The sequence below is a fragment of the Allobosea spartocytisi genome (assembly GCF_014764685.1).
In the GTDB taxonomy this organism is placed as follows: domain Bacteria; phylum Pseudomonadota; class Alphaproteobacteria; order Rhizobiales; family Beijerinckiaceae; genus Allobosea; species Allobosea spartocytisi.
On record NZ_JACXWY010000002.1, the window covers coordinates 277,676 to 301,874 of the forward strand.

The window sequence follows — 24,199 nt, forward strand, 5'->3', positions numbered from 1 at the left end:
AATGGGAGGTCGGCTCACGATTCTTGTGAACGGGTGCTTGCGAAGCGGCACGCCCGCCACTATACCTCGCCCCGCTTCGCAACGCGGCCCCGGCCGCGAGAGCACGCGACCTTCGTCTATCGGTTAGGACACCAGCCTTTCACGCTGGGGAGACGGGTTCGACTCCCGTAGGTCGCGCCAAAATCCTTTGATCTCAAAGGGTTACTGGCCGGTTCGCCGGGGTGGTTCGCCAACCGGTTATCCAGCCGCCTTTTTCGGCCTTTTTACGAACCTCACGACCTTGCCCATGCCGCGCTCGCCAAGAGCGCCTGTTCCGCTTCGCGCGAGTAAAGCTCGGCGTGCTTGAATATCTGTGTGGCCAAGTGTGTCCATGATCTCGCGGGTCGTCGACCCGCTCTCCGCCAGCATTTTGCCGAGCGTCTTCCGCAGGCCATGCAGTGTGTAGCCCGGCGGCAGCCCGGCCGACTTCGTCCAGTCCGCCATTCGGCCCGTTAGGCTCTTGGCCGAGAACGGCTCGCCATAGACGGTCATCAGGACGGCCGGCCCGGAAAGATCGGTTGCGTCCAGGACCTCGCGCAACATCGGCGTCACGTCCAGCACCAGCGCCCGGCCGGTTTTTCCCTGCACCAGGTGAATCTTATCCCCGCGGATCGCGCTGGGCGCCAGCTTGGCGATGTCCCCGCGTCGGTTGCCCAGCCACAGCGCCAAGCAGTAGGCGAGGCGAGGGGGCGTGCCGATCGGCCAGCGCTTCTCGAACTTCTCGCGGGCCTCGTCGGGCCAGGCCTTCCAGCCCTTGTATTCCGGCCGATGCTTGAGCTTGTAGGTGGGGTCGGACTCGATCCATTCCTCGTCCAGACCGACGAGGATCATGCGCCGGAGCACGGTTAGAAGGTGCCGGCCGGCGTGCGGGGTGTCGCTCATCGCGGCCAGGATGCCCTTGACGTGCCGGCGCTTCAGATCGGCCAGCAAAACGTCGCCCCATACCGTCGTACCCTCATCGGACACGGTCGAGTTGAGGAATTTCCACGCGATCTTGTCCTGGCGCGGGCGCGTTTCCGGTTCCATTGTCTTCCACCCGGGAAGAGACGTTGGAACGCGACGCCATGCGTCTTTCAGCGAGCGCGGGATCGCGGCGGCCGGATGCTTCCGGACCTCGGCCTTCACAGGCTTCTGGCCAGTGATTGCAGCCTGATAGGCTATCTCGAACTCTGTATGCCCCGGAGAGTGCGGCAACTGGACCGCCACTGCTCGCGGCCGTGGCGGTGCTTATAGGGGCCGGCGTTGGGATATTCTTGTGTCATGGCTCGACGCTAGACACGCCGCCGTCCTTCGTGCAAGGCGGCGTCAATCGTGTTTTCCGTGACGGAATCGATCTCCGTGAACGCGACGTCGAGCTGGATCCGGTCCCACACGATGCGGCCGTCGATACGCTTCCCGCGAGGCATGCGGCCATCGTGAACCAACTGGTCGAACTTCGAGGTTCCGACGCCGATGTACCTGGCCGCCTTCTCGCGCGAGAGCCCTCGCGGGGGATAGGAGAATGGGTCCAGCTTTTGAGCTGCCGTCATCCCGGCCTCCGCTGTTGCGCGCGCCCGTTGATGTAGAGCGTGCCGTCATAGAAGTGGTAGTGGACCAACTTGCCGCCCGGCCCGATCTTCAGAGCGGGCAAAGTCACCTTTTTGCTGGCGGGCAGTTCGTCAAAAGTCGGGACGGGCTTCGGCTTCGCCCAGCGTGCGATCAGACATTGCTCAGGCCTCGCTATAGGCGCAGTCAGCGCATTTCGTGGAGTTGACGGCTCCCTCGAACCGGTAATCACAGGTCGAGCAGCGGCGTAGATGACGGCCGGGCTTCCAGCCGTCGCGCTCGGTTCGCTGGTCGTGTTTGACGTCGTCTAGGAAGGCTGGCGTTCGCTTCGGCGGAGCGCTGGTTTCGATCTCCGCTCGGAGCGGTGCGGGAGCGATCGGTGGAATGAGTTTTTTCGCGACCGGAGGCGAAGCCCGCGACGCTCCGAGCGAAGGCGCGGAGCCGGGCTTGCGGTTTTTCCGTGCCTTCCGAAACCAGACCACGGGGAGCGCCTTCCATACCGGCACGCGATGCGTAGCGGCGAACAGCTTTGCCTCTTTCTCGGCATCGGCGCCGACGGTCAGGATCGAGCGCGTAATGTCGGTGGGCTCTACCTGCGAGTATTCGGGATCGGTAAGCAGCAGCTCGACGGCCTTGACGTGGTTGGCCTGTATGGGCGCGAGATCGGCCTCGGCGAGGATGCGGAGCACTTGGCCTGCATCGTCACCGTGCCGGCGCACCAGCGAGTCCAGTGCCGCTACGGCCATCGTCTCGCGCCGCTTGAACCTGCCAGCGCCGGGCTGGCTCTTCAGCACGACGATGCCCACTGCGGAGCTGGCCCGTTCGATAGCAAGCGCGTCAGCGTCGCCGGCTGTGATGGCGGCGGCGTGAAGCTGTGTTGCCGTGATGGCAACGCGATCCCGATTAAGCCCGATGAAGGCGGTAGCGCGATCCGCCTGCGCGGGCAATGCTGGCGGGAACGGGTGTTCGTCCTCCCAGCTCCGGGCTGGTGACGCTCGACCGTCACCTTCCGATGCGCGGCCTTGCCGCCGGAAGTGAAGGCGGCAATCCGGTCTGAGCCATGGCTCGCCGCCCATTTCGAGATCGGCGAAAAGTACATCCGCACGATCTGCGGTCGCATCTCCTACGCCTTCGCCGGCCTCGATCGGAACATCGACAGCGTCAAGTCGAAGGCGCGCATTCTGTTGTGCTGGGTCGAGCAGCGCATACTCGAATGTCGGGCAATACGCGCCCGTTGACGTGACCGGGCTCTGAGCCTGTTTTTCAAAGGACATCGCCATGGCAATCGGATCTGGGACGAGCGCCCGGAATGTCGGCATTTGGAACTGGCAGCAGGCGCAGGACGCTATCGGCAAAGGCCAGGGTCTCATCAATTCGGCGCAGGATGGTGCCCTCCTTTCGCTTGGCAAGGGCTGCGGCCAGGCGCGCGATGACGCGACCAAGGATTACGGCGAGGCCATCGATCTCCTCAATCCTTGGTACGACGCTGGCAAGGATGCGCTCGGGGTCTATCAGGGCAGCATCGGCGTCGGAGGCGATTCAGCGTGTGACGCCGCGGTTTCGGCATTCCGCGAAGCTCCCGGCTATCGATACTCAGTCGATCAGGCCACGGATGCAATCGCTCGCAAAGCCTCTGCGACCGGGGCGCTCGGCTCCGGCAACACGCTGGCGGCCATCAGCGACCGAGCGCAGAACATGGCCGATCAAGGTTACAAGGATTGGCAGGCCCAGGTGCTCGGCCTCTCGGATCGCGGCCAGCAGGCGGCGGGGACGCAGGCAGGACTGCAAGGGCAGCTCGGCAACACGCTAGCGACGCTTGGCCAGAACCAAGGCAACGCCGAGGCCGGCGTCTACACCGGCCTCGCTGGTCTCGGCGTCAACAACCTCTGGCAGGGCACGTCTGCCGGAATGAATGCTGTCACGCAGGCCCAGAAGACCGCCCAGGCACAGCAGATTTTCGACGGCAACGGCTGCGTCACGGAGAGCCCGAACGCATGAAAGTCAACCTTCGCCTCAAGAGCCCGCCCGCGCTGAAGCTGCGCTATATCCCCGGTGCGACTGGTCCGGCCGGTACGATCACGATCGGCGATGTGAGCACCAGAGCACCCGGCACGGTGTCATCTTCACCAATACGGGGACGCCGGAAGCCGCGATCCTCGATATCACCATCCCCCGTGGCGATACAGGGCTGACCGGCGACAAGGGCTGGTCACCAATCCTGGCCATCGTCACAGATGGCGTCCGCCGCGTTGTCCAAGTAGCGGACTGGACCGGAGGCCAGGGGACCAAGCCGGCTACCGGCAGCTATATCGGCGCGTCCGGGTTGGTTTCTGACATCGCAAGCGCAATCGACATCCGTGGTCCGCAGGGGCCATCGGGTTCCGTCACGGATGGCGATAAGGGCGATATCGTCGTCTCCTCCGCCGGAACAGTATGGACGGTTGACGACAAGGCGATCACGCTCGCCAAGCAGGCGGACGTTGCGCCCGGCGTCATCATGGGCCGTGCCACGGCCGATTCTGGCCCGCAGGAGGCGCTTACGCCAGCGCAGGCGCGGACGGTCATAGGCGCCGTCAATCGGGCTGGAGACACCGGCATGACCGGCAGCTATGCGACGGACGAAGCGTTCTCAGCCGCAGGCGGTCGGGCTATTTTAGGGCGCTCGGGTGCTCCGCAGGTATTTCTCCGCGATCTGGCCGCAGGCCCTGATCTAAAGCGCTCCTACTTCTACAATAGCGCTGGCCAGAGCAGCATCGGAAAACTGAATGATGCGGAGACGGCGGCAACACCGTTCGTCACATTTGACCATGCATCGCTCACCGCTGACTTCAGCGGCAGCATTCGCCACACCGGCAACCTACCACGACCTATGCGCTGGATACAGCAACGCGAACGACAAATGTTGCGAACGGCGCGGTCATCTTCATCGCGACGAACTTTTCGGGGCGCATCACTGTTTGCAATAATATCTCCGGAAAGATGGCCGATTATCTGTGCAGCGCCGGTGCGATCAAGGCGAGCGCGGGCGACACGACGATCCTGACTGCTACCTACGCCGCACCGCAGAACGGATACGCTGTTTTCAACAATACCGGCGCAACCTCGACCTTTACTGTGATGACCCAGCGGGTGAGGAACGCAGCATGAGCTATCAGGCTGAGCCTTATTCTGACCCCGGTTACGGCGCAAAGCGCTTCCTCATCACCACTGATGAGGGCCGGCAGTTCGATGTGTCGGTTGCCGTTGATGAGAGCGAAATCCCGGCTCTGGTGGCGTTTCATCTCAACCCGCCGGCGCCGGCCCCTTATCCGGTGCTGCCGACGATCGACGACTACCGGGCAGCCATCCAGGCGCATGTCGACGCAACGGCCCAGGCTCGCAACTACGACAGCGGTCTGACCTGTGCCTCCTATGTCGGCTCAACGAACCCGGCATGGGCCGCCGAGGCCGCAGCCTTCGTCGCCTGGCGCGACGCGGTCTGGGTTTACGCCTTCACCGAACTGCCCAAGGTCCAGAGCGGCCAGCGAGAGCAGCCGACGATAGCCGCCTTCCTGGACGAGCTGCCTGTGATGATCTGGCCGAACTGAGCCGGCGTCGCACCGACGGGCGCTTGCGCCAATTTCAGGCTCCTAGCCCGCTATCGCCCTGGCGATGATGGCGAATACGGATTTCGGAACGAGCGTAATGATCAGCAGGAATGCGATGGTCGTTGCAGCCAACCATTTCGTCAGATTGGTGAATGACAGCAGCGCGACCGACACAGCGACCAGAAAATGCCCGTTGGGATGATAGGGCTGAACGCTCATCAGTCCCCATACGGCGAAGAATACCGCGATTGATCGGCAAAATCTAAGGAAAAACAGCGTCAACCGCGGCGCGCCGCGGAGGCACATCTCCCAGAATTCACCCATCAGGGCGTCTGCGGCCGCATCGGATTCGTGCGTCGAGAATGACTTGCCCAATTCAGCGTTCATCTTCCTGCCCCAAGGTTGCACAGCACTACTAAGATCGATGCCGAGATTGTTCAACGTCTTTCGGCTATCCCTGAACCAACCGTGCTTTTGACACCCCCGAGATGTCTCATGACTCGCCGCGCTCTCAGCGCCGGCGCTGCTCAGGCGCGGCCGCGCATAGCTGGTACCCTTACGATTGCTGCTCGGACCGCGACCGCTGACCGATGGGCGAAGATGCTCGACTAGCGTGGCCAGCGTCTCCGCGAGCCTTGTGAGGTTGCAGCCATCACAAAAGCAATAGTCCCCGCGATCAGCAGCACGGCAATGATCGTCACCTGAGCAAGCATAGCGCCCTCCGTCGAGGCGTAGCACTCCAACAACCGCGCCGGTGGGCGCTGTTCCGATTTCTGGAGGTCATCATGGATATCCGCGAGGCTCAGGCCGCGCTGGTCGCGCTCGGCTATTCGCTTGTGGTGGATAACAAGCCGGGGCCGGCGACGAAGGCGGCTATCCAGGCGTTTCAGGTGTCGCATGGGCTGCATGTCGACGGGATCATCGGGCCGAAGACGACTGCAGCCTTGAACGTGGCGACGGCGGGAAGGCCGCAGGGCGTCTCGGTTATCGATCGCGCGAAGTTCTTTGCCTATCTGCGGTCGGGCAAAGCTCCGATGTTCGGATCCTCGCTCTCGACCGGTCAGGTCCGGGGCATCGAAGGCATCCTCGACGGTTTCGCGCAGACTGGCGATGGGCGCGACAAGACGCTGGGCTATGGGCTCGCCACGGCGCGGCGCGAGATCGGTTCCGGCATGGTCCCGGTGCGGGAGGGCTTCAGCAAGACCGATGCGGCGGCCCGCGCCTATGTCGCCAAGCACTATCCGAACAAGGGCTACAGCAAGCCGGCCGGGCCGTGGGGGCACGTCTATTACGGTCGTGGCATCGTTCAATTGACCTGGTTCGACAACTACGAACGCGAGGGCATTGCCGCCGATCTCGATCGCGCGCTCGCTCCCGAGTTCGCTGCGGAGCTCATGTTTGCAGGGCTTCTTGATGGCCGCTGGAACAAGCAGGGGAAGGGCATCGCCTATCTCCCGACCGCCGGGCACGACGACCTGAAGAACGCTCGCCGGACCGTCAACCTCACGGACCACTGGGAAGAGATCGCCAGCTTCTACCGCCAATTCATGGCAGCGATCGCAGCCGCCCGCACCTGAAACCGCCGCGCTCCGCTTCCGATCTCGCTATCGCGATCGGCGAAACGATGAAGGCGCTGCAGGCGATCGAAGCCGCGAAGAAAGGAGCCTGAGCCATGAACGAACAGATACTCAGCTTTATCCGCACCGTCGTCCAATCGGCTGCGGCTGCGCTCGGCACCTACGGCGTGCTCGATGCGCAGGGGCAGACGGTCGTCGTCGCCTTCGTCATGTGGCTGATCCCGACGGTCTGGGGGCTCTATGTCCGCCGTAAGGCCGGGCTCGTCGCCTCTGCGGCCGCGCTGCCGGAGGTGAAGCGGATCATCACCACCCCGGAGATTGCCGCAAGGGTGGCTGCCCCGGCCGTTGCGCCGCGCTGAGTTGGAGGCCCGATGAGCCACTATCAGCCTCCGCCTCCCGACTGGTTGCATGCTCTGATCGGCATGCGTCTTGTCGACGTCATCTTCGGCGCAGCCGGCGGCAGCGTCCGCGGCCTCGTCGTTCGAAATCTGTCCTGGTCGCAGCGCATCGCTTCGACGATCGTCCGGGCTCTCACCGCCGGAAGCGTCGGCCCGGCGGCGAACGCGGTTGCTATGCGCTGGCTGGATTGGTGGGGCGCGCCGCCGACATTCCCGACACCACCGCCGAAATCGAGCGGCTGATCGCCGCAAGATCGCCTTGCCCTTGTAAGGGGCGGCCCTCCTTGGGCGTTTCCTCCCTGAACTTGGCCCCGCCAGCTCTGGCTGGCGGGGCCTCTTTACTTTGGCGCGTCCAAGCTGGCCGGCAACGAAAGGTGCCCCGAGACCGAAAGTGCAAGCATGAGTGAGGCGACGTGAAGGGACTGAGGCAGAATTCCGCCCTGCAGGTTGGCGAGAGCCTCCCTCACCGGCAGGAGGTGGACCGTCATGCCCTCTTCGCCAGCGTCCAGTTTCCGCGTTCCTGTGGGCTGCACCCCGATTGCCAGATACGTGTGAACCCGATTGGACTGGATCGCGGGGTTAGGAAAGAGCGAGGAGATCAGCAGCAGCTCGGCTGCCTGGTAGCCGGTTTCTTCTTCCAGTTCCCGGCGAGCGGATACCTCCGGACTGCTGTCATTCGCATCGACGGTGCCGGCAGGCAGTTCCAAAAAGACATCTTGCGCTCCGTGGCGATACTGCCGCACGAGCACGAGTTCGTCGGATTGAGTGATGGCAACGACGTGCACCCAATCCGGGTAGTTTAGGACATAGTAGGGCGAGATTTCTTGACCGTTGGGGGTGCGGCATTCATCTGCTCTGAGGTCGATCCAGCGGTCCTTGATGATCGTCTCCGACGAGAGCCGCTGCCATTTGATGTCCATCGTTGCCACTGCTGCGCTGCCCTTTTCGCATTGGTTAGCCCGGGGTTGCTCGCGATCCAAGAAACGATTCAAAGGCAGACCCGCTCTCCCGCCCTTACCTCTCGCCATGGGTGAGCCGGCGACCCGCCATCCTCTCGCAGACCGGAACCGCCAAGCAGCCGATATTCGTCATACGCCTATTTCCACGGGAGAAGAAAAAATATGGGCGTGGGCGATGCGGCCAGAGCCAGATCGAGCGTGGCGGTGACGTCATCACGAAGCGTGGATTTTTCTTACTACCCGCGGGGATGCTCGCGCGCCGCACCCTGCTCGCCGCCGGGGCTGCAAGTCTTGCTGCCCCGGCGCGGGCCCATGTGGTCACCACGCTCGGCTCCGAGGCGGAGCGCATCACGATCCTCAGCGAGGGAGGCTTCGAGATGCCGCTGTCGACCTTGCAGTGCGACGTGCCGGCCGCCGAGATCGCCGCGCAGGCCGGCCCGTCCGATCCCTTCCGGGCGCCCCTCAACATCACCTGTCTGCGGCGCGGCAAGGACTTGATCCTGTTCGATTGCGGGCCGGCGCCAATTTCCGGCCCGGCACCGGCCACTTGCAGAACAGGCTGACCGCATCCTCGAAACCGGCGATCATGCGATCACGCTTGTATTCGCATCGCATACCGGAAGCAGAAGTTCCGGATGTCCGCTTTCGACCGATTGTGTTGAAGAAGTCGGCGTTGCTGCGAGGTTGAAGTCCTGATTCAGTCGTCCTTGGGCTGGAGAGCGACCGATGATGGGCGAACGAACAGTGGGGCAAGAGGCGCTGTTCTATGAGTTCAGCCTGGAGCGGCATGTCCCAGCCAACCACCTGCTTCGTGCGATCGACCGCTTCGTCGATCTGTCCGGCATCCGCGCGCATCTACGCCCCTTTTACAGCGAGACGGGTCGGCCCTCGATCGATCCCGAGCTGATGATCCGGATGCTGATCGTCGGCTACTGCTTCGGCATTCGCTCCGAGCGCAGGCTGTGCGACGAGGTCCATCTGAACCTCGCCTATCGTTGGTTCTGCCGGCTCGGGCTCGAAGGTGACGTGCCCGACCATTCCACTTTCTCGAAGAACCGCCACGGCCGCTTCCGGGATACCGATCTGCTCCGCGAGGTGTTCGAGACGACGGTCCGGCGCTGCATGGCAGAGGCCTCGTCGGTGGCGAGGGCTTTGCAGTCGATGCCAGCCTGATCAAGGCTGACGCCAACCGCCAGAATGGCGTGCCCGGCAAGGACGGGCTGACGCCCGAAGCGGCGAGCCACGCGGTGCGTGAGTATCTGGCCGTGCTGGACGATGCCGCCTTCGGCGGGGCGACGCCGGTTGTGCCGAAGTTTATCTCACCGGCTGATCCGGCCGCGCGCTGGACCGCGGCCCATGGCGGGCAGGCCTTCTTCGCCGATGCGACCAACTACCTGATCGATCTGAAACATGCCGTCATCATGGACGTGGAGGCGACGACGGCCGTGCGGCAGGCCGAGGTCGGCGCCGCACGAACCATGATCGAGCGCACCCAGGACAGGTTCGGCACCTGGCCCGAGAAGCTGGTCGCGGATGCCGCCTATGGCTCGGCCGAGAACCTCGCCTGGCTGGTGCATGAGCGCGGGATCGAGCCGCATGTTCCCGTGTTCGACAAATCCCGGCGCCGGGACGGTACCTTCAGCCGCTCCGACTTCGCTTACGACCATGATCGCGATCTCTACATCTGCCCAGGCGGCAAGGAGCTGCGGCAGTTCCGTTGGCCCTTTGCGGTGCCCCGAGACGGCATCGATCCTGAAGGCCTCATGCGCTACCGGGCGATCAAGCGCGACTGCGGCGCCTGTTCCCTGAAGCCGCAGTGCTGTCCGAAAGATCCTGCCCGCAAGATCCTGCGCTCCATCCACGAAGGCGCCCGCGACATGGCGCGCGACATCGCCGCCACCGATGCCTACGTCACCTCGCGGCGCGAGAGGAAGAAGGTCGAGATGCTGTTTGCGCACCTGAAGCGCATCCTCAAACTCGATCGCCTGCGCCTGCGAGGACCATGCGGCGCCCGCGACGAGTTCCTCCTCGCAGCCACCGCCCAGAACCTCAGGAAAATGGCGAAGCTGATGTTGATGAGAACGCCACCTCTGGCGGCATGAGGGCGAACGCCCTCTCAGCGATCCGTTCAGTCTCGCTCGACAGCCGACCCAAAGCCGACTTCTTCAACACAATCGGCCTAGTCCGGAAGCCGGATGATCCAAGGCAGGGTGGCCGAGCTCCAAGCGGGCTAAAAATTACAACGCTATCTCAAATACATAGGTGTTCGCAGTTTTTTTCTTGGATGGTGCGCCACCCACTATTGGGTGGTAAAAGATTGAAAATAAACGAAAGTCAGAGATCGAAGATCGAGGGTGTCCCCGCGATGTCTCCCATTTGCGTACCCCAATCGGCGGCGGCGTTGGAGACAGGAAGCCCCGTTAGTGTTGTCTCGTCAGCTGTCGGCTCCAGCGGCAGGGCAGCTTCAGGAGGGCTCGGGATAGTATGGGAAGGCAGGGTAGAGCTGTAGCCCCGAGACCTATTGCGGGAAATCGCCGCCCCGGGTGGCCGATGGCTCCCACCTTGTATTGACGCCGGCCTCTGATTTGAAGTTCTAGTTATGTTCCTTCTTCGGAGAGGCCGAAATGAGGAACAGCAGCCTGCATTGTGTCTTTTGCCAAGCATCCTGCCTAGGCGTAAAATGGGAGCTAAGCAGCCCTCGTTCACCGGAAGGGTGCTTGAAATCTTCCAAGCGGGGAGGATGTCATGGGACGCAAGTTCGTAGACTGCCGCGCATTCCCGAGCCAGATGAACTGCTCGATCGCGATCAGCGCCGATAGTGAAGGCGAATTATTGGAGGCTGCCGTTCAGCATGCCGTCGCCGTGCATGGTCATCAGGATACGCCCGAACTGCGGCAGCAACTCAAAGGCATCATCAAAGATGGTATGCCGTCTGAGGAGGCCCCGAGCCGGGCCGCCTGATCGGGCATTGCAGCGGCCGGGAGCTTGACGAGGCACCTGGGGTAGCCCGAGGTGCGCGAACGGTGGTCTGGTAGAAGTCGAGGCTCAATCCGAGCTGATCGCGAGGAGCCGGGCAGCACGACGCGCGATCGCCAATGAGGGAGCGGCCTTCTCGCGGACGGGAGAGCCCGACCTTGGAGAGTTCACTGAAGCTGTGGTGCTGGTCCGTTATGGGAATGTGCCGGCAGACGCGGCTTCTTATGTCATGTGAACATCGAGGGGCCGCAGGCGCCGCTGATCGACTAGCAGAGCAAGGACAGCTTCGCCGGCCTGCCAGCTATTGCGCTTCCTTGGTGACCGCCTTGTAGGCGTCCGCGTGGACATCGCTGGATCGGGGAGGGCTGATTTGCCGGTTCATCGCGCCACATAAGATCCCCGACGGCTCGCCGGCCGCATGCAAGGCACGAGGGGTGCGGACGGTATTTGTCTATAACGTAAGTGGATTAATGCTAGATCGCATAGTCCATCGCGATGGCTGGCTGGACAAGGGGGCGCCGGACGAGGTCGGCGACCGTGGTGTTGTCGACGACCGAGGCCATGGCGTCGCGGACCTCGGTCATGACGGAGCGCACCGGGCAGTTGTCGATGTCGCCGCAATCCTCGCAGATGCTGAAGGCCGAGCGGCTGGCGCAGGCGATCGGTGCAATCGGGCCCTCGAGCGCGCGGATCACGGCGCCGACCTTGATCGTTCTGGCCGGCTTGGCGAGCGCGTAACCGCCGCCCGGTCCCTTCTTGCTGCGCAGCATGCCGGCATTGCGCAGGTCGAGCAGGATCGCATCGAGGAATTTCTTCGAGATGTTGTTCTTCTGGGCGATGTCGGCGACCTGCGCGGTTTCGCCAGCCTCGAGTTTGGCAAGATGAACGATGGCTTTGAGGCCGTATTTGCCCTTGTTGGTGAGCACGGCGCACAGCTCCCGTTTATAAATTACAGCATATCTATCAATTTTGACGATATTGGCAAACCAGCTCGATCCCAGTTGAGGCCCGGGCTGGCGATATCGTTCTCGTTCTTGCCTGCAGGGAGATGGTTGTCCGCGTCAGGCGATGACACCCCTCAGGCTACGCGCGGCGTGTCAGATCAGCGCCGCCATGTGCAGAAGGACGAAGCAGCCCGCTCCGCCGCCGATCAGCACGAGCGGATTGATCGGCGTCGTCATCAGCAGCGCGGTCGAGGCCAGCGCCAACCCGCGCCCGATCCAGCCGCTGTCGAGCGAATTGATCAGCACGTAGCTCGCCGCCAGGATCATCCCGGCCGCGACGGGCCGCAGGCCTCTTTCCAGCGCCTTGAGCAATCGCGCACCCTCGAAGCGCGACCAGATATGGGCGACACCGTAGATCAGCAGCGCGGTCGGGCCGAAGATGCCGATGGTCGCCGCCAGCGCCCCCCAGAAACCGGCGATGCGCCAGCCGATCAGCGTCGCGAGCAGCGAGCCCGGGCCCGGCGCCAGCCGCGAGATCGCGAAGGCATCGACGAATTGGGAGGCGGTCATCCAGCCATGCACGTCGACGATCTGGCGGTGCATATCGGCAACGGCGCTCTGCCCGCCGCCGATCGTCACCAGCGAGAGCGGCAGGAAGACCAGCAGGATGCTGATGGCGATGGCCGGCATTGTCCGTCAGCCCTGGTGGTAGGTCACGGCGACGCTGAGCGAGCCGGCGACGAGCACCGTCCAGATCAGCGGCAATTGCAGGATGGCGACCGCGACGAAGGTGGCGGCCATGATCGCGAGCGGGAACACGCGGCGCGGCACGCGCCGCGCGGCGACGAGCCCCATCGAGAGCGACAGCCCGATCGCGGCGCAGGCGGCGCCCGCAAGCGCGACATGGGTCAGCTCGAAGCCGGCGAGCGCGGTGAAGACGGTGCTGATCAGCGTGATCACGATGGCGGCCGGCACGATGATGCCGAGCCAGGAGGCGATGGCGCCGTTGCGCCCGCCGAGCTTGTAGCCGATCCAGATCGCCATATTGGTGACGTTGACCCCCGGAAGCGCCTGCGCGATCGAGAGCCCGTTCAGGAAATCCTCCTCGCTCATCAGCTTGCGCCGCTGCACGAACTCCCGCAGCAGCCAGCCGCTCAGGCCGCCGCCGAAGCTGGTCAACCCGATGCGCGTGAAGATCAGGAAGAGCTGCACCGCGCTTGGGCGTTCGGCGGGGGCTTCGTCCCGGCCTTTTCGGAGCGCTGCGTTCCGGCTTTCGGGCTGAGGCGTTGGGGAGGAATCCGGCATCTCAACTCCGGGAGACGAGCGACTCTGGAACGTCCCACATTGCCGGCTTTGTCCCGGCTGGCCAGCACGCCCGCGCATGCTGGTCATGACCGGCGCGACGAGGGGCGGGGTGCGCCTGTTTCATCAGCGCGAAGGAGGCTCGCGCCGCCGCAAGGTGCGGCTGACGGCCCGTTTCAGGCGGACGCCGGCTTTCCGGACGAGTTCGCGGTTGCGCCGCTCGCCGGTGTCGCCCGAGAGCGCCTCCGGCAAGGGCAGGGGGCGTTCGGACAGCATGGCGTGCGTGGCCTCGCTTGCTGTCGCGGCATCGGTTTCCGCGCTCTCGGGAAGGGCGAGGCTCTGCAGGCCGGGATCGACATAGGCCTTGATCGGCAGATGGTCCGAGGCGGTCCTTGCCAGCGGCGTGTCGTGGACTTCGACATCGGACAGGATTTCCGGCCGGTTGGCGATGATGCGGTCGAGCGCCAGGAGCGGCAGGCCGGAGGGAAAGCTCGGCACCGGCACCGGCAGCCTGCCGAAGGCCGGACCCAGCTCCTTGAGCGAGGAGCGCTCGCCCAGGCGCCATTCGTTGAGGTCTCCCAGCAGGAGGGTGGGGCGCTCGTCCCGGCTTTGCATGATCTCGATCAGCCGGCGCGCCTGCTGCGAGCGCGAGCGCCGGAGCAGGCCGAAATGAGCGGCGACGAGCCGGAGCGCCGCACCGCTTTCGAGGTCGAGATCGACGACGAGCGCGCCGCGTGGCTCGAGCCCCGGCAGGCTCACCTGATGGACGTCCTGTACGATGCCACGCCGGAACAGCACGACATTGCCGCGCCAGCCATGGGCCCGGCTCGCATTGCCGAGCGGGACCGGCACCAGCCCGGTTTCCTGCTCGAGCCAGGCGAGGTCGAGCAGGCCCTCGCGCTCGCCGAAGCGCTTGTCGGCCTCCTGCAGGGCAATGACGTCGGGGCCGATCTCGGCGATGACGCGGGCGATCCGCTCCGGATCGAAGCGGCCGTCGACGCCGACGCATTTATGGACATTGTAGGACGCGACCAGCGTGCCGGAGAGGCGTTCGCCGGCGATGCCGGAAAGGGTTCCCGCTCGGTTCCTGCGCTGGCGGAGCGAGGAGATGATGCTGGCCCGCAGGCTTGGGCTCTTCTTCTGCATCGCTGCGCCAGCCTGTGTCGGCACGGAATCGAATCGGGCGGACCCGCAGTCTATACTGCCGAGGAGGCCGGGCTCGTCACCGTTTCGTCAGAGATAGGGCGAGCCGAGCCAGATCACCCGGTCCATCAGACGTACGAGATAGGGCCGCGCGCGCAGGCCGGCAAGCGTGACCTTGCCGGCCTTGGCGATCACGGCGTCGATCCGGGCCTCGATCCCGCGTGCGAAGCCGGGATCGAGAACCTCCACGTCGATCTCGAAATTCAGCCGGAGCGAGCGCGGGTCGAGATTGGAGGAGCCGACATAGGCCCAAGCCCCGTCGATGGCGAAGAGCTTGGAATGGTCGAAGGGGCCGGTTGCGCGCCAGATCCGGCAGTAATTCTTGAGGATCTGGTCGAACTGCGCCGTCATTGCCCGGTCGACCAGCACGAGGTTGTTGACCGAGGGCACGACGATGTCGATGTCGACGCCGCGCCGCGCCGCCGTCACCAGGGCGCTGATCAGTTCCTGGTCGGGCAGGAAATAGGGCGACATGATCCTGACCGAGCGGCGCGCCACCGAGAGCGCACCGATCAGCAGCTTGTGATTGGTCTCGAGGAAGGAGTCGGGGCCGGAGGGCACGGCGCGCATCAGCACCGGCCGCTCGACGGGTGCCGGCGCCTGCATCGCCCAGTCCGCGCCGGTCAGCGCCTCGCCGGTGGCGAAGCGCCAGTCCTCGGCCGCCACGGCGAAGAGGTCGGCGACGACCGGCCCGGTGATGCGGAAATGCGTGTCATGGGCCGAGGCCTCGCCCGCGAATTCCGTCGTGAAGCCCTGCCGGATGTTCATTCCGCCCATGAAGGCGGTCGCGCCGTCCACGACGATGATCTTCCGATGGGTGCGCAGATTGGCATAGGGCAACCGCAAGCCCATGATGATGTTGCCGTTGAACACGGCGACGGTGACGCCGCCGCTGCGCAGGGGGCCGACGATGCTGGGCACCGAGTAACGGGCGCCGACCGAGTCGATCAGCACGCGGACGGAGACGCCGCGTCTCGAGGCCGCGATCAGCGCGTCGGCGATCCTCAAGCCCAGCGGGTCGCGATCGAAGATGTAGGTCTCCAGGATCACGCTGCGCTCGGCCGCTGCGATGGCGGCGAGCATGGCGGCATAGGCCTCGTCCCCGGTCCGCAGCGTCTCGATCTGGTTGCCCTTGGTCAGCGGATGGCGCGCGACGCGGTCGCCCAGCGTCTTCAGCGCCGCGAAGCGCTGGCCGAACACGTCGCCGACCTCGTCATGGCTGATATGGAAGCGTCGGGTGGAATCCGCGGCGGCGCCGTGCCCGGGGCGTTGCGAGAGGATCGTGGCACGGCGGATACGGTTGACGCCGGCGACGGCATAGAGGAGCGGGCCGACGATCGGCGACAGGATGATGACGCCCGCCCAGCCGATGGCCGCGCGCACCTCGTCCTTGGTCATCACCGCATGCGCGGCGGCCACGGCCGCCATCACCACGGAAATGACGGCGAGGATGTGCGGCCAGTAGGTCGAGAGAATCTGCCACATGACGCGAAGCTAGAGCATGGCGAGGGAAAGTGGCACCGCGCCGTTGGGAAACGGGGTCATCGGAGCATCGGGGCGGACTCCCGGCATCGGTCGCGGGATATCGGGGCTGTTGCAGCGAAGCTGACGCAAAACGGTGCCGATCTGCTATGAGCGCGCCATGCTGAGAGAGTTCTTCGCCTATTATCGCCCGCACCGGACGCTGTTCCTGGTCGATTTCGGCTGCGCCGTGCTGTCCGGCCTGCTCGAGCTCGGCTTCCCGATGGCGATGAAGGCCTTCGTCGACCTCCTGCTGCCGCGCGGCGACTGGCCGCTGATCCTGCTCGCGGGCGTCCTGCTGCTCGCGATCTATGGGCTCAACACCGGGCTGATGGCGATCGTGACCTATTGGGGCCACCGGCTCGGCATCAATATCGAGACGGAGATGCGCCGGCGCGCCTTCGACCATCTGCAGAAGCTCTCCTTCCGTTTCTACGACGACCAGAAGACCGGCCATCTCGTCGCCCGCGTCACTAAGGATCTGGAGGAGATCGGCGAGGTCGCCCATCACGGGCCGGAGGATCTGTTCATCGCGGTGATGACCTTCGTCGGCGCCTTCCTGCTGATGCTCTCGGTCCATGTCCATCTGGCGCTGATCACGGCGCTGATCGTGCCACTCGCCGGCTTCATCGTCGCCCGCTATGGCGGCCGCATGACCACCAACTGGCAGGCGCAATATGGCCGCGTCGGCGCCTTCAACGCCCGGCTGGAGGAGAATATCGGCGGCATGCGCGTGGTCCAGGCCTTCGCCAACGAGGCCCATGAGCGCGCGCTCTTCGCCGGCGACAACCAGCGCTATCGCTCGACCAAGCTCGAAGCCTACCGCATCATGGCGGCGAGCCAGGCGCTGAACTATTTCGGCATGCGCCTGGTCCAGCTCGCGGTCATGCTGGCCGGCACCTGGTATGTCGTGCAGGGCAGCCTCAGCATCGGCGGCTTCGTCGGCTTCCTCTTGCTGGTCGGTGTCTTCTACCGCCCGCTCGACAAGATCGCCGCGGTGATCGAGACCTATCCGAAGGGCATCGCCGGCTTCCGCCGCTACCAGGAACTGCTCGCGACCGAGCCCGATATCGCCGATGCGCCCGATGCCGTCGAGGCGCCGCCGCTCAAGGGCGAGATTCGCTTCGAGGGCGTGCGCTTCGGCTATGCCAAGGACAGGCCGATCCTGTCCCATATCGACCTCGCGATCCGGGCCGGCGAGACGGTTGCCTTCGTCGGCCCTTCGGGAGCGGGCAAGACGACATTGCTCTCGCTGCTGCCGCGCTTCTACGAGGTCGATGCCGGCCGCATCACCGTTGACGGCATCGACCTCCGCGAGCTGACGCTCGCCTCGCTGCGCCGCCAGATCGGCATCGTCCAGCAGGATGTCTTCCTCTTCGCCGGCACCATCCGCGAGAACATCGCCTATGGCCGGCTCGGCGCTTCGGAAGCGGAGATCGTAGAGGCCGCCCGCCGGGCGCGGCTCGACCGGATGATCGCCGATCTTCCGGCGGGGCTGGACACGGTGATCGGCGAGCGCGGCGTCAAGCTTTCCGGCGGCCAGAAGCAGCGCCTCGCCATCGCCCGCATCTTCCTGAAGAACCCGCCGATCCTGATCCTCGACGAGGCCACTTCCGCTCTCGACACCGAGACCGAGAAGGCGATCCAGCAATCGCTGACCGAGCTGGCGCAGGGGCGCACGACGCTGGTCATCGCGCACCGCCTCGCCACCATCCGCCATGCCGACCGCATCGTGGTGGTGACGCCGGCCGGCATCGCCGAGCAGGGCCGCCACGAGGATCTCATTCGTGCCGGCGGGCCCTATCAGGCGCTGCACGAGGCGCAGACGCTGACCTGGCAGGCGGCGGGTACGGCGGCGGAGTAGCTGGCCAAAGAACCGGATGGTTATCCCGGACAAGCCGCGAAGCGGCGCCGATCCGGGATCCATGCCGGAGCGCTTCCGAGTGAGGTTCCGGCATGGATCCCGGATCTGCGCTTCGCTCGTTCGGGATGACAGCGGATATGGGACGAAGCCGAAAACTTTCCGTGCCACCCGCTGTCAGCGGTCCACTGCCGAAACGGGAGACTCGACTCGCCTTCCACCGCGCGACGTTCTATAAAAGAACAAAGAGTGAACAATTGCTTTGTCGCCCATGCAGAACGCCATCTCGCCAGCCTTGTCCAATCTGCGCCGCAGCCTCGCCGAGGCGGCCTTGCGGTCGGGGCCGGCTGCGGCGGGCAAGATAAGCCTCGGCGCCACGGAGATCGATGCAGCCCTGTTCGGCGGGCTCGAACGGGCAGCGCTGCATGAAGTCTACGCCGCTGGCGCCGCCGATCTGGCGGCTGCGACGGGCTTCGCGCTCGGGCTGGCGCTGCGGGCGGCGCAAGGGGAGGCGGGAGACGACGCTGCGCGGCCGATCCTCTGGGTGCGGCAGGATTTCGTCGATGCCGAGACCGGCCGTTTGCATGCGCCGGGGTTGAACGAACTCGGGCTCGATCCCGCCCGGCTTCTGCTGGTGCGGGCACGCGACGCCCTGGGCGTGTTGCGGGCCGGCGCCGAGGGAGCGCGCTGTCCGGCGCTCGGCGCCGTGCTGATCGAGCCCTGGGGCGAGCCGCGCGCCTTCGACCTGACCGCGAGCCGGCGGCTCGCGCTCGCGGCCGAGGGGTCCGGCGTGGCGACCCTGCTGCTGCGGGTCGCGGCGGCGGAAGCGCCGAGCGCGGCGCGGACGCGCTGGCAGGTCGTGCCGCTGGCCTCGCGGGCGCTGGAGGCGAATGCGCCGGGCGCCCCGGCCTTCGCCTTGAGGTTGCTGCGCCATCGCGGCGGCGTGCGCGGCGATGCGGCAGAGCGTGAGTGGCGTGTGGAGTGGAACCGTGACCGATGCGCTTTCGAGAACCGAACCGTCTTTGACCGATCCGACAGGCTCATTCCCCGCAGGAACGATGTCCCGCCGCTATCTCGCCCTCTGGTTTCCCTATCTGGCGACGGACAGGCTGCGGCGGCTGGGCCGGATTCCGGCCTTCGGCGCGCCGGCTGAGAAGCCCCATGTCCTCGTCGAGATGCAGGGCAACGCCTTGCGCCTCGCCGATTGCGACCGGCGCGCCGTCCGCCTCGGCCTGACGCGGGCCATGACGCTGGCCGATGCCCGCGCCCGCATTCCCGATCTCGTCGCGCTGGAAGCCGAACCGCAGGCGGATCGGGACTTTCTCGATGAGGTCGCCGCCTTCTGCGACCGCTTCACCCCGCTGGTTGCGCGCGACGAGCCGCACGGCCTCACGCTCGACGTCACCGGCTGCGCCCATCTCTTCGGCGGCGAGGCGGGGATGCTCGATCTCGTGCGGCAGGTGATGGATCGATCGGGCTTGAGCCTGCAAGCCGCCATCGCCAGCACGCCCGAGGCCGCACGCGCCTGTTCCCGCTTCGGACCGCGCGACATCATCCCGCCGGGACGGGACGAAGCGGTGCTGCGCCTGCTGCCGGTCGCCGCGCTGGAGGCGGAGCCCGAGACCGTGATTGCTCTTTCCCGCGCCGGGCTGAAGACCCTGGCCGATGTCGCCGCGCGCCCCTCGGAAACCCTCTCCGCCCGCTTCGGCGAAGCGCTGGCGGTGAAGCTCCGGCGCATCCTCGGCCATGAGGATCGCCGCATCACGCCCTTGCGGCCGCCGCCGGATTGCGTGGTCGAGCGTCATTTCCCCGAACCCTTCGCCGATACGGCGAGCCTCGAGGCGGTGGTCGTCCGGCTGATCGGGGAGGCGGCACGGGTGCTGGAGGCGCGCGGTGAAGGCGGGCGCGCCTTCGAGCTCGGCTTCTTCCGCAGCGACGGCACGGTTCGCCGCCTCGTCATCGAGACCGGCCGGCCCTCGCGCGACGCCAAGGCTTTGTTGCGGCTCTATCGCGAGCGCATCGAGACCCTGGCCGACCCGCTCGATCCCGGCTTCGGTTTCGATGCCATCAAACTCGCCGTGCCGGTCTGCGAGCCGCTCAACACGCAGCAGCACAGCCTCGACGGCCGCGCGGTGGAGGAGGAGGCGGTGGCCGATCTCGTCGACCGGCTCGTCACCCGCTTCGGTCGCGACCGGGTGCTGCGCTTCGCGGCGCAGGACACCCATCACCCCGTCCGCGCGGCAAAGGCGCTCTCGGCCGCTGCGCCCATGCCGGAAGCGGTCTGGTCCGCACCCGAGCCGCAGGAGCCGCCGGCCCGCCCGCTCCAGCTCTTCGAGCCGCCCCAGCCCGTCGAGGCGATCGCGGAAGTGCCGGATGGACCGCCGATCCGTTTCCGCTGGCGGCGCCTCATCCACGACGTCGCTCGCGCCGAAGGCCCGGAGCGGATTGCGCCCGAATGGTGGCGCGACGGCAGCGACGAGCCGATGCGCGATTATTACCGCGTCGAGGATGCGCAAGGCCGCCGCTTCTGGCTCTACCGCACCGGCTTCTACGAGGCCGAGAGCGCGCCGCCGCGCTGGTTTCTGCACGGGCTCTTCGCATGAATCAGTCTGTCAGCCCTTTCGCCGAACCTGTTGCGGCGACAAATTTTTCCTTCCTGCGCGGTGCCTCGCCGGGGCCGAACATGGTGCTGACGGCGCTGCTGCTCGGATATGCCGGCATCGGCATCGCCGATCGCAATACGGTGGCGGGCGTCGTGCGGGCCTGGGCGGCGTTGAGGCAGTTGCGCGAGGATGGTTTGCCGGCGCCCGAGAAAATCCGCGAAGGCGGCAGCCCCGGCGAATATGTCTGGATCGAGAACCCGGATTTCTCCGACCTGCCCATCAAGCCCGAGGAGATGAAGGCGCTGGCGGAGCGCTTCAAGCTCGCGACCGGCACCCGTCTCGTCTTCGCCGACGGCACGCCCGACATCGTTGTCTATCCCGCCAATCGCGACGGCTGGGGCCGGCTCTGCCGTTTGCTCAGCCACGGCAATCGCAAGGACGGCGTGAAGAAGGGCGAATGCCACCTCGTCCTCGACGACCTTCTGAACGATGCCCGCGACCTGCTGCTGATCCTGATGCCGGGCCGCAGGCTCGACGGGCTTCCCGAAGTGCTCGCCCGGCTCGACGAGGCCGCGCCCGGCGCGGTCTGGCTTGCTGCCAGCATGCACCGCCACGGCGACGATCGCCGCCGCCTCGCGCGGCTCAAGGCCATCGCTGCCGCGACCCGCACCCCGCTGATCGCGAGCAATGACGCGCTCTACGATTCCATCGCGCAGCGCGATCTGCAGGACGTGCTCAACTGCATCCGCGAGGGCGTCACCATCGAGCGGGCCGGGCGGTTGCTCGAATCCAATGCCGAGCGCCATCTCAAGCTGCCGCAGGAAATGGCCCGTCTTTTCAGGGATGCGCCCGAGGCTATCGCCGAGACGCAAACCCTGTTCTCCCGCATCGAATTCGATCTCGGCCAGCTCAAATACGAATACCCCGACGAGCCGATCCCGCCCGGCTGGAAGGATCAGGACTGGCTGGTGGAACTGGTCCGCCGCTGCTGCCTGATCCGCTATCCCGACGGCGTTTCGGACAAGGTTCAGGGCCTGCTGGCGAAGGAACTCGCCCTCATCGAGAAGCTCGAATATGCCCGCTATTTCCTGACGATTCGCCAGATCGTCGAGTTCGCCGACAGCAAAGGCATTCTCTGCCAAGGTCGCGGCTCGGCCGCCAATTCCGCCGTCTGTTATGTGCTCGGCATCACCGCTGTCGACCCGGACGAGAACGACGTGCTGTTCGAGCGCTTCATCTCCACCGAGCGTCGCGAACCGCCCGATATCGACGTCGATTTCGAGCACGAGCGGCGCGAGGAGGTGATCCAGTGGATTTATGAGAAATATGGCCGCCATCGCGCCGGCATCGCCGCGACCGTGATCCATTACCGGCCGCGCAGCGCCATCCGCGAGGCCGGCAAGGTGCTGGGCCTGACCGAGGACGTCACCGCTCGCATCGCCGATACGAACTGGGGGAGCTGGGGCAGCGAGATCGGCGACGCCCGCGTCCGCCAGGCCGGGCTCGACCCGACCAATCCGACGATCCGCCGAGCCGTAGACTTCGCCACCCGGCTCTTGGGCTATCCGCGCCATCTCTCGCAACATGTCGGCGGCTTCGTGTTGTCGCGCGGACGCCTCGACGAGACCGTGCCGATCGGCAATGCCGCGATGGCGGACCGCACCTTCATCGAATGGGACCGCGACGACATCGACGCGTTGCAATTGATGAAGGTCGATGTGCTGGCGCTGGGCATGCTGACCTGCATCCGCAAGGCCTTCGATCTGATCAAGGAGAACGGGGGGAAGGACTATGCGCTCGCCGACTTGAAGGATGGCGACGAAGCGACCTACGACATGCTCTGCGAAGGCAAGTCGCTCGGCGTCTTCCAGGTCGAGAGCCGGGCGCAGATGAACATGCTGCCGCGGCTCAAGCCGCGGAAATTCTACGATCTCGTCATCCAGGTCGCGATCGTCCGGCCCGGCCCGATCCAGGGCAATATGGTGCACCCTTATCTGAAGCGGCGGGCGGGGATCGAAGAGGTAACTTACCCCGCGCCTGCGCCGGGACAGGGTGACAAGGACGAGCTTTTCGAGGTCCTGAACAAGACCGAAGGCGTCCCGCTCTTTCAGGAACAGGCGATGCGGCTCGCCATGGTCGCTGCCAAGTTCTCCGACATCGAAGCCAATGGCCTGCGCAAGGCGATGGCCACCTTCCGCAATGCCGGCACCATCGGCAATTACGAGACGATGATGGTCGAGCGCATGGTCGCGCGTGGTTATGAGCGCGATTTCGCCCAGCGCTGCTTCGAGCAGATCAAGGGCTTCGGCAGTTACGGTTTTCCGGAGAGCCATGCCGCCTCCTTCGCCAAGCTGGTCTACATCTCCTCCTTTCTGAAGAAGCATTACCCGGCGGCTTTCGCTGCCGCGCTGCTGAATTCCCAGCCGATGGGCTTCTATGCGCCGGCCCAGATCGTGCGGGAGGCGGAGGAGAACGGCGGCGTCGAACCACGGCCGGCCGATGTCAATTCCAGCTTTTTGGACAACAGCTTGGAAGCCGTTTCGGAATCGAGCTCTTACCATGATCGGCCACGCCATGAGGCCGAGAGAGACCCCTTCGCCCTGCGTCTGGGCTTCCGTCAGATCGACGGCTTCAAGGATGAATGGGGCAAGGCCATTGCGGAGGCGCGGGAAGCGGGCGGCCCCTACCGCGACGTCGAGGAACTGATGCGCCGCGCCAGCCTTCCCGCCCGCGCCATGCGCCTGCTCGCCGATGCCGATGCCTTCCGCTCGCTCGGCCTCGACCGGCGCGAGGCGCTCTGGGCCGTGCGTCGCCTGCCGGATGATGCGGCGCTGCCGCTCTTCCAGGCCGCGCAAGCCCGCGAACTGGGACAGGAGCGGGCGATGGCGCTGCCGAGCATGCCGCTTGCCGAGCATATCGTCGCCGACTACCAGACCGTCCGGCTCTCGCTGAAGGGCCATCCGATGCAGTTGTTGCGCCCGCGCTTCCAACGCGAGGGCATCCTGAGCTGCGCGCAGACCGAGGGGAAGCCGGACGCCGCCTTCGCCCGCACGGCCGGAATCGTGCTGGTCCGCCAGCGCCCCGGCAACGGCAAGGCCATCTTCGTCACGCTGGAGGACGAGACCGGCATCACCAATGTCGTGATCTGGGCGCGGTTGTTCGAGCGCTTCCGCCGCGAGGTGATGGGCGCGCGATTGATGCTGGTCGAGGGCCGGGTGCAGAAGAGCGTCGAGGGCGTCACCCATCTCATGGCCCAGCGCATCGCCGACCGTTCGATCGATCTGCTGTCGCTCTCGGATACGCACCGTGCCGAAGTGCCGCTTCCCATCGACGAATTGAAGAACCCGCCGCTCCCGCGCCATCGCCACCCGCGCAATGTCCGCATCCTGCCGAAATCGCGGGATTTCCACTGAGAGGCAGGCGGTTCAGCCTCCGCGCGGTTCATCCCGGGCGAGCGCAGCGAGACCCGGGATCCATGCCGGAACCTCTATCGGAACCGCTCCGGCATGGATCCCGGATCGGCGAGACTTCGTCGCTCGTCCGGGATGACGGCGAGGAGGCGGCGGCGGCAGAGCCTCCCTCCGATAATGCCCAGCAACGTCCGCTAAAACAAACTTCTCCAATGGAAGTGAAATAAGAAAAAACACGCTACCTGCCGTAAATTGAACCTTTGGCCTCATGGGT

At 65.5% G+C, this 24,199-nt stretch carries 20 protein-coding genes, 1 tRNA gene and 3 pseudogenes; 14 read left to right on the forward strand and 10 right to left on the reverse strand.

The genetic code is table 11. The annotated features are described in order from the left end of the window. The first annotated feature begins 105 nt into the window (after positions 1–105). A tRNA-Glu gene (locus IED13_RS04135) sits at positions 106–180 on the forward strand. 57 nt (positions 181–237) lie between these two features. Here IED13_RS04135 and IED13_RS04140 read toward each other — a convergent pair. The 3 genes and pseudogenes from IED13_RS04140 to IED13_RS04150 form a co-directional block, all read right to left on the reverse strand. After that, positions 238–1,065 (reverse strand): annotated as a pseudogene (locus IED13_RS04140) (site-specific integrase). 245 nt (positions 1,066–1,310) lie between these two features. Further along, a complete protein-coding gene (locus IED13_RS04145; protein WP_191123459.1) occupies positions 1,311–1,568 on the reverse strand; it encodes a hypothetical protein in 258 nt (85 codons plus the stop codon). 180 nt (positions 1,569–1,748) lie between these two features. Further along, positions 1,749–2,864 (reverse strand): hypothetical protein, encoded by a 1,116-nt coding sequence (locus IED13_RS04150; protein ID WP_191123460.1) that lies wholly within the window; start codon positions 2,862–2,864, stop codon positions 1,749–1,751. Here IED13_RS04150 and IED13_RS04155 point away from each other — a divergent pair. The 3 genes from IED13_RS04155 (at position 2,863) to IED13_RS04165 (ending at position 5,171) form a co-directional block, all read left to right on the forward strand. Next, positions 2,863–3,582 carry a hypothetical protein gene (locus IED13_RS04155; protein ID WP_191123461.1) on the forward strand — a complete coding sequence of 240 codons (720 nt, stop codon included), beginning with the start codon at positions 2,863–2,865 and terminating at the stop codon, positions 3,580–3,582. The genes IED13_RS04150 and IED13_RS04155 overlap by 2 nt on opposite strands. Positions 3,583–3,907: 325 nt before the next feature. Continuing rightward, a complete protein-coding gene (locus IED13_RS04160) occupies positions 3,908–4,627 on the forward strand; it encodes a hypothetical protein (protein WP_191123462.1) in 720 nt (239 codons plus the stop codon). Between the two features lie 100 nt (positions 4,628–4,727). Beyond that, complete coding sequence (locus tag IED13_RS04165; RefSeq protein ID WP_191123463.1) at positions 4,728–5,171, forward strand: hypothetical protein; 444 nt, start codon at positions 4,728–4,730, stop codon at positions 5,169–5,171. A 42-nt stretch (positions 5,172–5,213) separates the two neighbouring features. Here IED13_RS04165 and IED13_RS04170 read toward each other — a convergent pair whose 3' ends face one another. After that, entirely contained in the window at positions 5,214–5,612 is a 399-nt protein-coding gene (locus IED13_RS04170) for a hypothetical protein (RefSeq protein WP_191123464.1), read from the reverse strand. A gap of 344 nt (positions 5,613–5,956) precedes the next feature. On the opposite strand from IED13_RS04170, the gene IED13_RS04175 reads away from it, so the two are divergent. The 3 genes from IED13_RS04175 (at position 5,957) to IED13_RS04185 (ending at position 7,389) form a co-directional block, all read left to right on the forward strand. Continuing rightward, positions 5,957–6,748: a peptidoglycan-binding protein gene (locus tag IED13_RS04175; protein ID WP_191123465.1), complete on the forward strand. Its 792-nt coding sequence runs from the start codon at positions 5,957–5,959 to the stop codon at positions 6,746–6,748. 95 nt (positions 6,749–6,843) lie between these two features. Continuing rightward, the gene (locus IED13_RS04180; RefSeq protein ID WP_191123466.1) at positions 6,844–7,107 is read left to right on the forward strand and encodes a Pam3-gp28 family putative phage holin; all 264 of its coding nucleotides are present in this window, start codon (positions 6,844–6,846) and stop codon (positions 7,105–7,107) included. 12 nt (positions 7,108–7,119) lie between these two features. Beyond that, complete coding sequence (locus tag IED13_RS04185; protein ID WP_191123467.1) at positions 7,120–7,389, forward strand: hypothetical protein; 270 nt, start codon at positions 7,120–7,122, stop codon at positions 7,387–7,389. 95 nt (positions 7,390–7,484) lie between these two features. Here the strand turns inward: IED13_RS04185 and IED13_RS04190 are convergent, their stop codons facing one another. After that, on the reverse strand, positions 7,485–8,066 hold the full coding sequence (locus tag IED13_RS04190) for an NUDIX hydrolase (RefSeq protein ID WP_191123468.1): 582 nt from the start codon (positions 8,064–8,066) through the stop codon (positions 7,485–7,487). A 287-nt stretch (positions 8,067–8,353) separates the two neighbouring features. On the opposite strand from IED13_RS04190, the gene IED13_RS04195 reads away from it, so the two are divergent. The 3 genes and pseudogenes from IED13_RS04195 to IED13_RS04205 all read left to right on the forward strand — a co-directional run bounded on the left by IED13_RS04195 (position 8,354) and on the right by IED13_RS04205 (position 11,066). After that, the gene (locus IED13_RS04195) at positions 8,354–8,668 is read left to right on the forward strand and encodes an MBL fold metallo-hydrolase (RefSeq protein ID WP_191123469.1); all 315 of its coding nucleotides are present in this window, start codon (positions 8,354–8,356) and stop codon (positions 8,666–8,668) included. 163 nt (positions 8,669–8,831) lie between these two features. Further along, positions 8,832–10,207, forward strand: a pseudogene (locus IED13_RS04200) (transposase). A 643-nt stretch (positions 10,208–10,850) separates the two neighbouring features. Continuing rightward, on the forward strand, positions 10,851–11,066 hold the full coding sequence (locus IED13_RS04205) for a DUF1059 domain-containing protein (protein WP_191123470.1): 216 nt from the start codon (positions 10,851–10,853) through the stop codon (positions 11,064–11,066). Positions 11,067–11,554: 488 nt separating this feature from the next. On the opposite strand, the gene IED13_RS04210 is transcribed toward IED13_RS04205, so the two are convergent. The 5 genes and pseudogenes from IED13_RS04210 to IED13_RS04230 form a co-directional block, all read right to left on the reverse strand. Continuing rightward, positions 11,555–12,007: an RrF2 family transcriptional regulator gene (locus tag IED13_RS04210; RefSeq protein ID WP_191123471.1), complete on the reverse strand. Its 453-nt coding sequence runs from the start codon at positions 12,005–12,007 to the stop codon at positions 11,555–11,557. A 171-nt stretch (positions 12,008–12,178) separates the two neighbouring features. After that, on the reverse strand, positions 12,179–12,715 hold the full coding sequence (locus IED13_RS04215) for a chromate transporter (protein ID WP_191123472.1): 537 nt from the start codon (positions 12,713–12,715) through the stop codon (positions 12,179–12,181). 6 nt (positions 12,716–12,721) lie between these two features. Then, complete coding sequence (locus IED13_RS04220; protein ID WP_208112951.1) at positions 12,722–13,237, reverse strand: chromate transporter; 516 nt, start codon at positions 13,235–13,237, stop codon at positions 12,722–12,724. A gap of 441 nt (positions 13,238–13,678) precedes the next feature. Continuing rightward, positions 13,679–14,473 (reverse strand): annotated as a pseudogene (locus tag IED13_RS04225) (endonuclease/exonuclease/phosphatase family protein); the annotation flags it as partial. A gap of 87 nt (positions 14,474–14,560) precedes the next feature. Beyond that, on the reverse strand, positions 14,561–16,015 hold the full coding sequence (locus IED13_RS04230; RefSeq protein ID WP_191123474.1) for a phospholipase D-like domain-containing protein: 1,455 nt from the start codon (positions 16,013–16,015) through the stop codon (positions 14,561–14,563). Between the two features lie 157 nt (positions 16,016–16,172). On the opposite strand from IED13_RS04230, the gene IED13_RS04235 reads away from it, so the two are divergent. From IED13_RS04235 to IED13_RS04250, 4 genes are all read left to right on the forward strand, one after another. Continuing rightward, positions 16,173–17,915: an ABC transporter ATP-binding protein gene (locus IED13_RS04235; RefSeq protein ID WP_191123475.1), complete on the forward strand. Its 1,743-nt coding sequence runs from the start codon at positions 16,173–16,175 to the stop codon at positions 17,913–17,915. Positions 17,916–18,183: 268 nt separating this feature from the next. Then, the gene (locus IED13_RS04240) at positions 18,184–19,065 is read left to right on the forward strand and encodes an ImuA family protein (RefSeq protein ID WP_210323495.1); all 882 of its coding nucleotides are present in this window, start codon (positions 18,184–18,186) and stop codon (positions 19,063–19,065) included. Next, positions 18,971–20,515, forward strand: a complete 1,545-nt coding sequence (locus tag IED13_RS04245) for a Y-family DNA polymerase (RefSeq protein WP_191123476.1) — start codon at positions 18,971–18,973, stop codon at positions 20,513–20,515. The genes IED13_RS04240 and IED13_RS04245 overlap by 95 nt, the downstream gene beginning before the upstream one ends. After that, complete coding sequence (locus tag IED13_RS04250) at positions 20,512–23,928, forward strand: error-prone DNA polymerase (protein WP_191123477.1); 3,417 nt, start codon at positions 20,512–20,514, stop codon at positions 23,926–23,928. The genes IED13_RS04245 and IED13_RS04250 overlap by 4 nt, the downstream gene beginning before the upstream one ends. Positions 23,929–24,199: the final 271 nt, after the last annotated feature.

Bases quoted from the DNA above. Each gene is read 5' to 3' on its own strand.
- IED13_RS04180 (WP_191123466.1), top strand. From the start codon at position 6,844: ATGAACGAACAGATACTCAGCTTTATCCGCACCGTCGTCCAATCGGCT.
- IED13_RS04235 (WP_191123475.1), top strand. From the start codon at position 16,173: ATGCTGAGAGAGTTCTTCGCCTATTATCGCCCGCACCGGACGCTGTTC.
- IED13_RS04145 (WP_191123459.1), bottom strand. From the start codon at position 1,568: ATGACGGCAGCTCAAAAGCTGGACCCATTCTCCTATCCCCCGCGAGGG.
- IED13_RS04230 (WP_191123474.1), bottom strand. From the start codon at position 16,015: ATGTGGCAGATTCTCTCGACCTACTGGCCGCACATCCTCGCCGTCATT.
- IED13_RS04245 (WP_191123476.1), top strand. From the start codon at position 18,971: ATGTCCCGCCGCTATCTCGCCCTCTGGTTTCCCTATCTGGCGACGGAC.
- IED13_RS04240 (WP_210323495.1), top strand. From the start codon at position 18,184: ATGCAGAACGCCATCTCGCCAGCCTTGTCCAATCTGCGCCGCAGCCTC.
- IED13_RS04185 (WP_191123467.1), top strand. From the start codon at position 7,120: ATGAGCCACTATCAGCCTCCGCCTCCCGACTGGTTGCATGCTCTGATC.
- IED13_RS04175 (WP_191123465.1), top strand. From the start codon at position 5,957: ATGGATATCCGCGAGGCTCAGGCCGCGCTGGTCGCGCTCGGCTATTCG.
- IED13_RS04195 (WP_191123469.1), top strand. From the start codon at position 8,354: ATGCTCGCGCGCCGCACCCTGCTCGCCGCCGGGGCTGCAAGTCTTGCT.
- IED13_RS04215 (WP_191123472.1), bottom strand. From the start codon at position 12,715: ATGCCGGCCATCGCCATCAGCATCCTGCTGGTCTTCCTGCCGCTCTCG.
- IED13_RS04205 (WP_191123470.1), top strand. From the start codon at position 10,851: ATGGGACGCAAGTTCGTAGACTGCCGCGCATTCCCGAGCCAGATGAAC.
- IED13_RS04155 (WP_191123461.1), top strand. From the start codon at position 2,863: ATGGCAATCGGATCTGGGACGAGCGCCCGGAATGTCGGCATTTGGAAC.
- IED13_RS04190 (WP_191123468.1), bottom strand. From the start codon at position 8,066: ATGGACATCAAATGGCAGCGGCTCTCGTCGGAGACGATCATCAAGGAC.
- IED13_RS04165 (WP_191123463.1), top strand. From the start codon at position 4,728: ATGAGCTATCAGGCTGAGCCTTATTCTGACCCCGGTTACGGCGCAAAG.
- IED13_RS04150 (WP_191123460.1), bottom strand. From the start codon at position 2,864: ATGGCGATGTCCTTTGAAAAACAGGCTCAGAGCCCGGTCACGTCAACG.
- IED13_RS04250 (WP_191123477.1), top strand. From the start codon at position 20,512: ATGAATCAGTCTGTCAGCCCTTTCGCCGAACCTGTTGCGGCGACAAAT.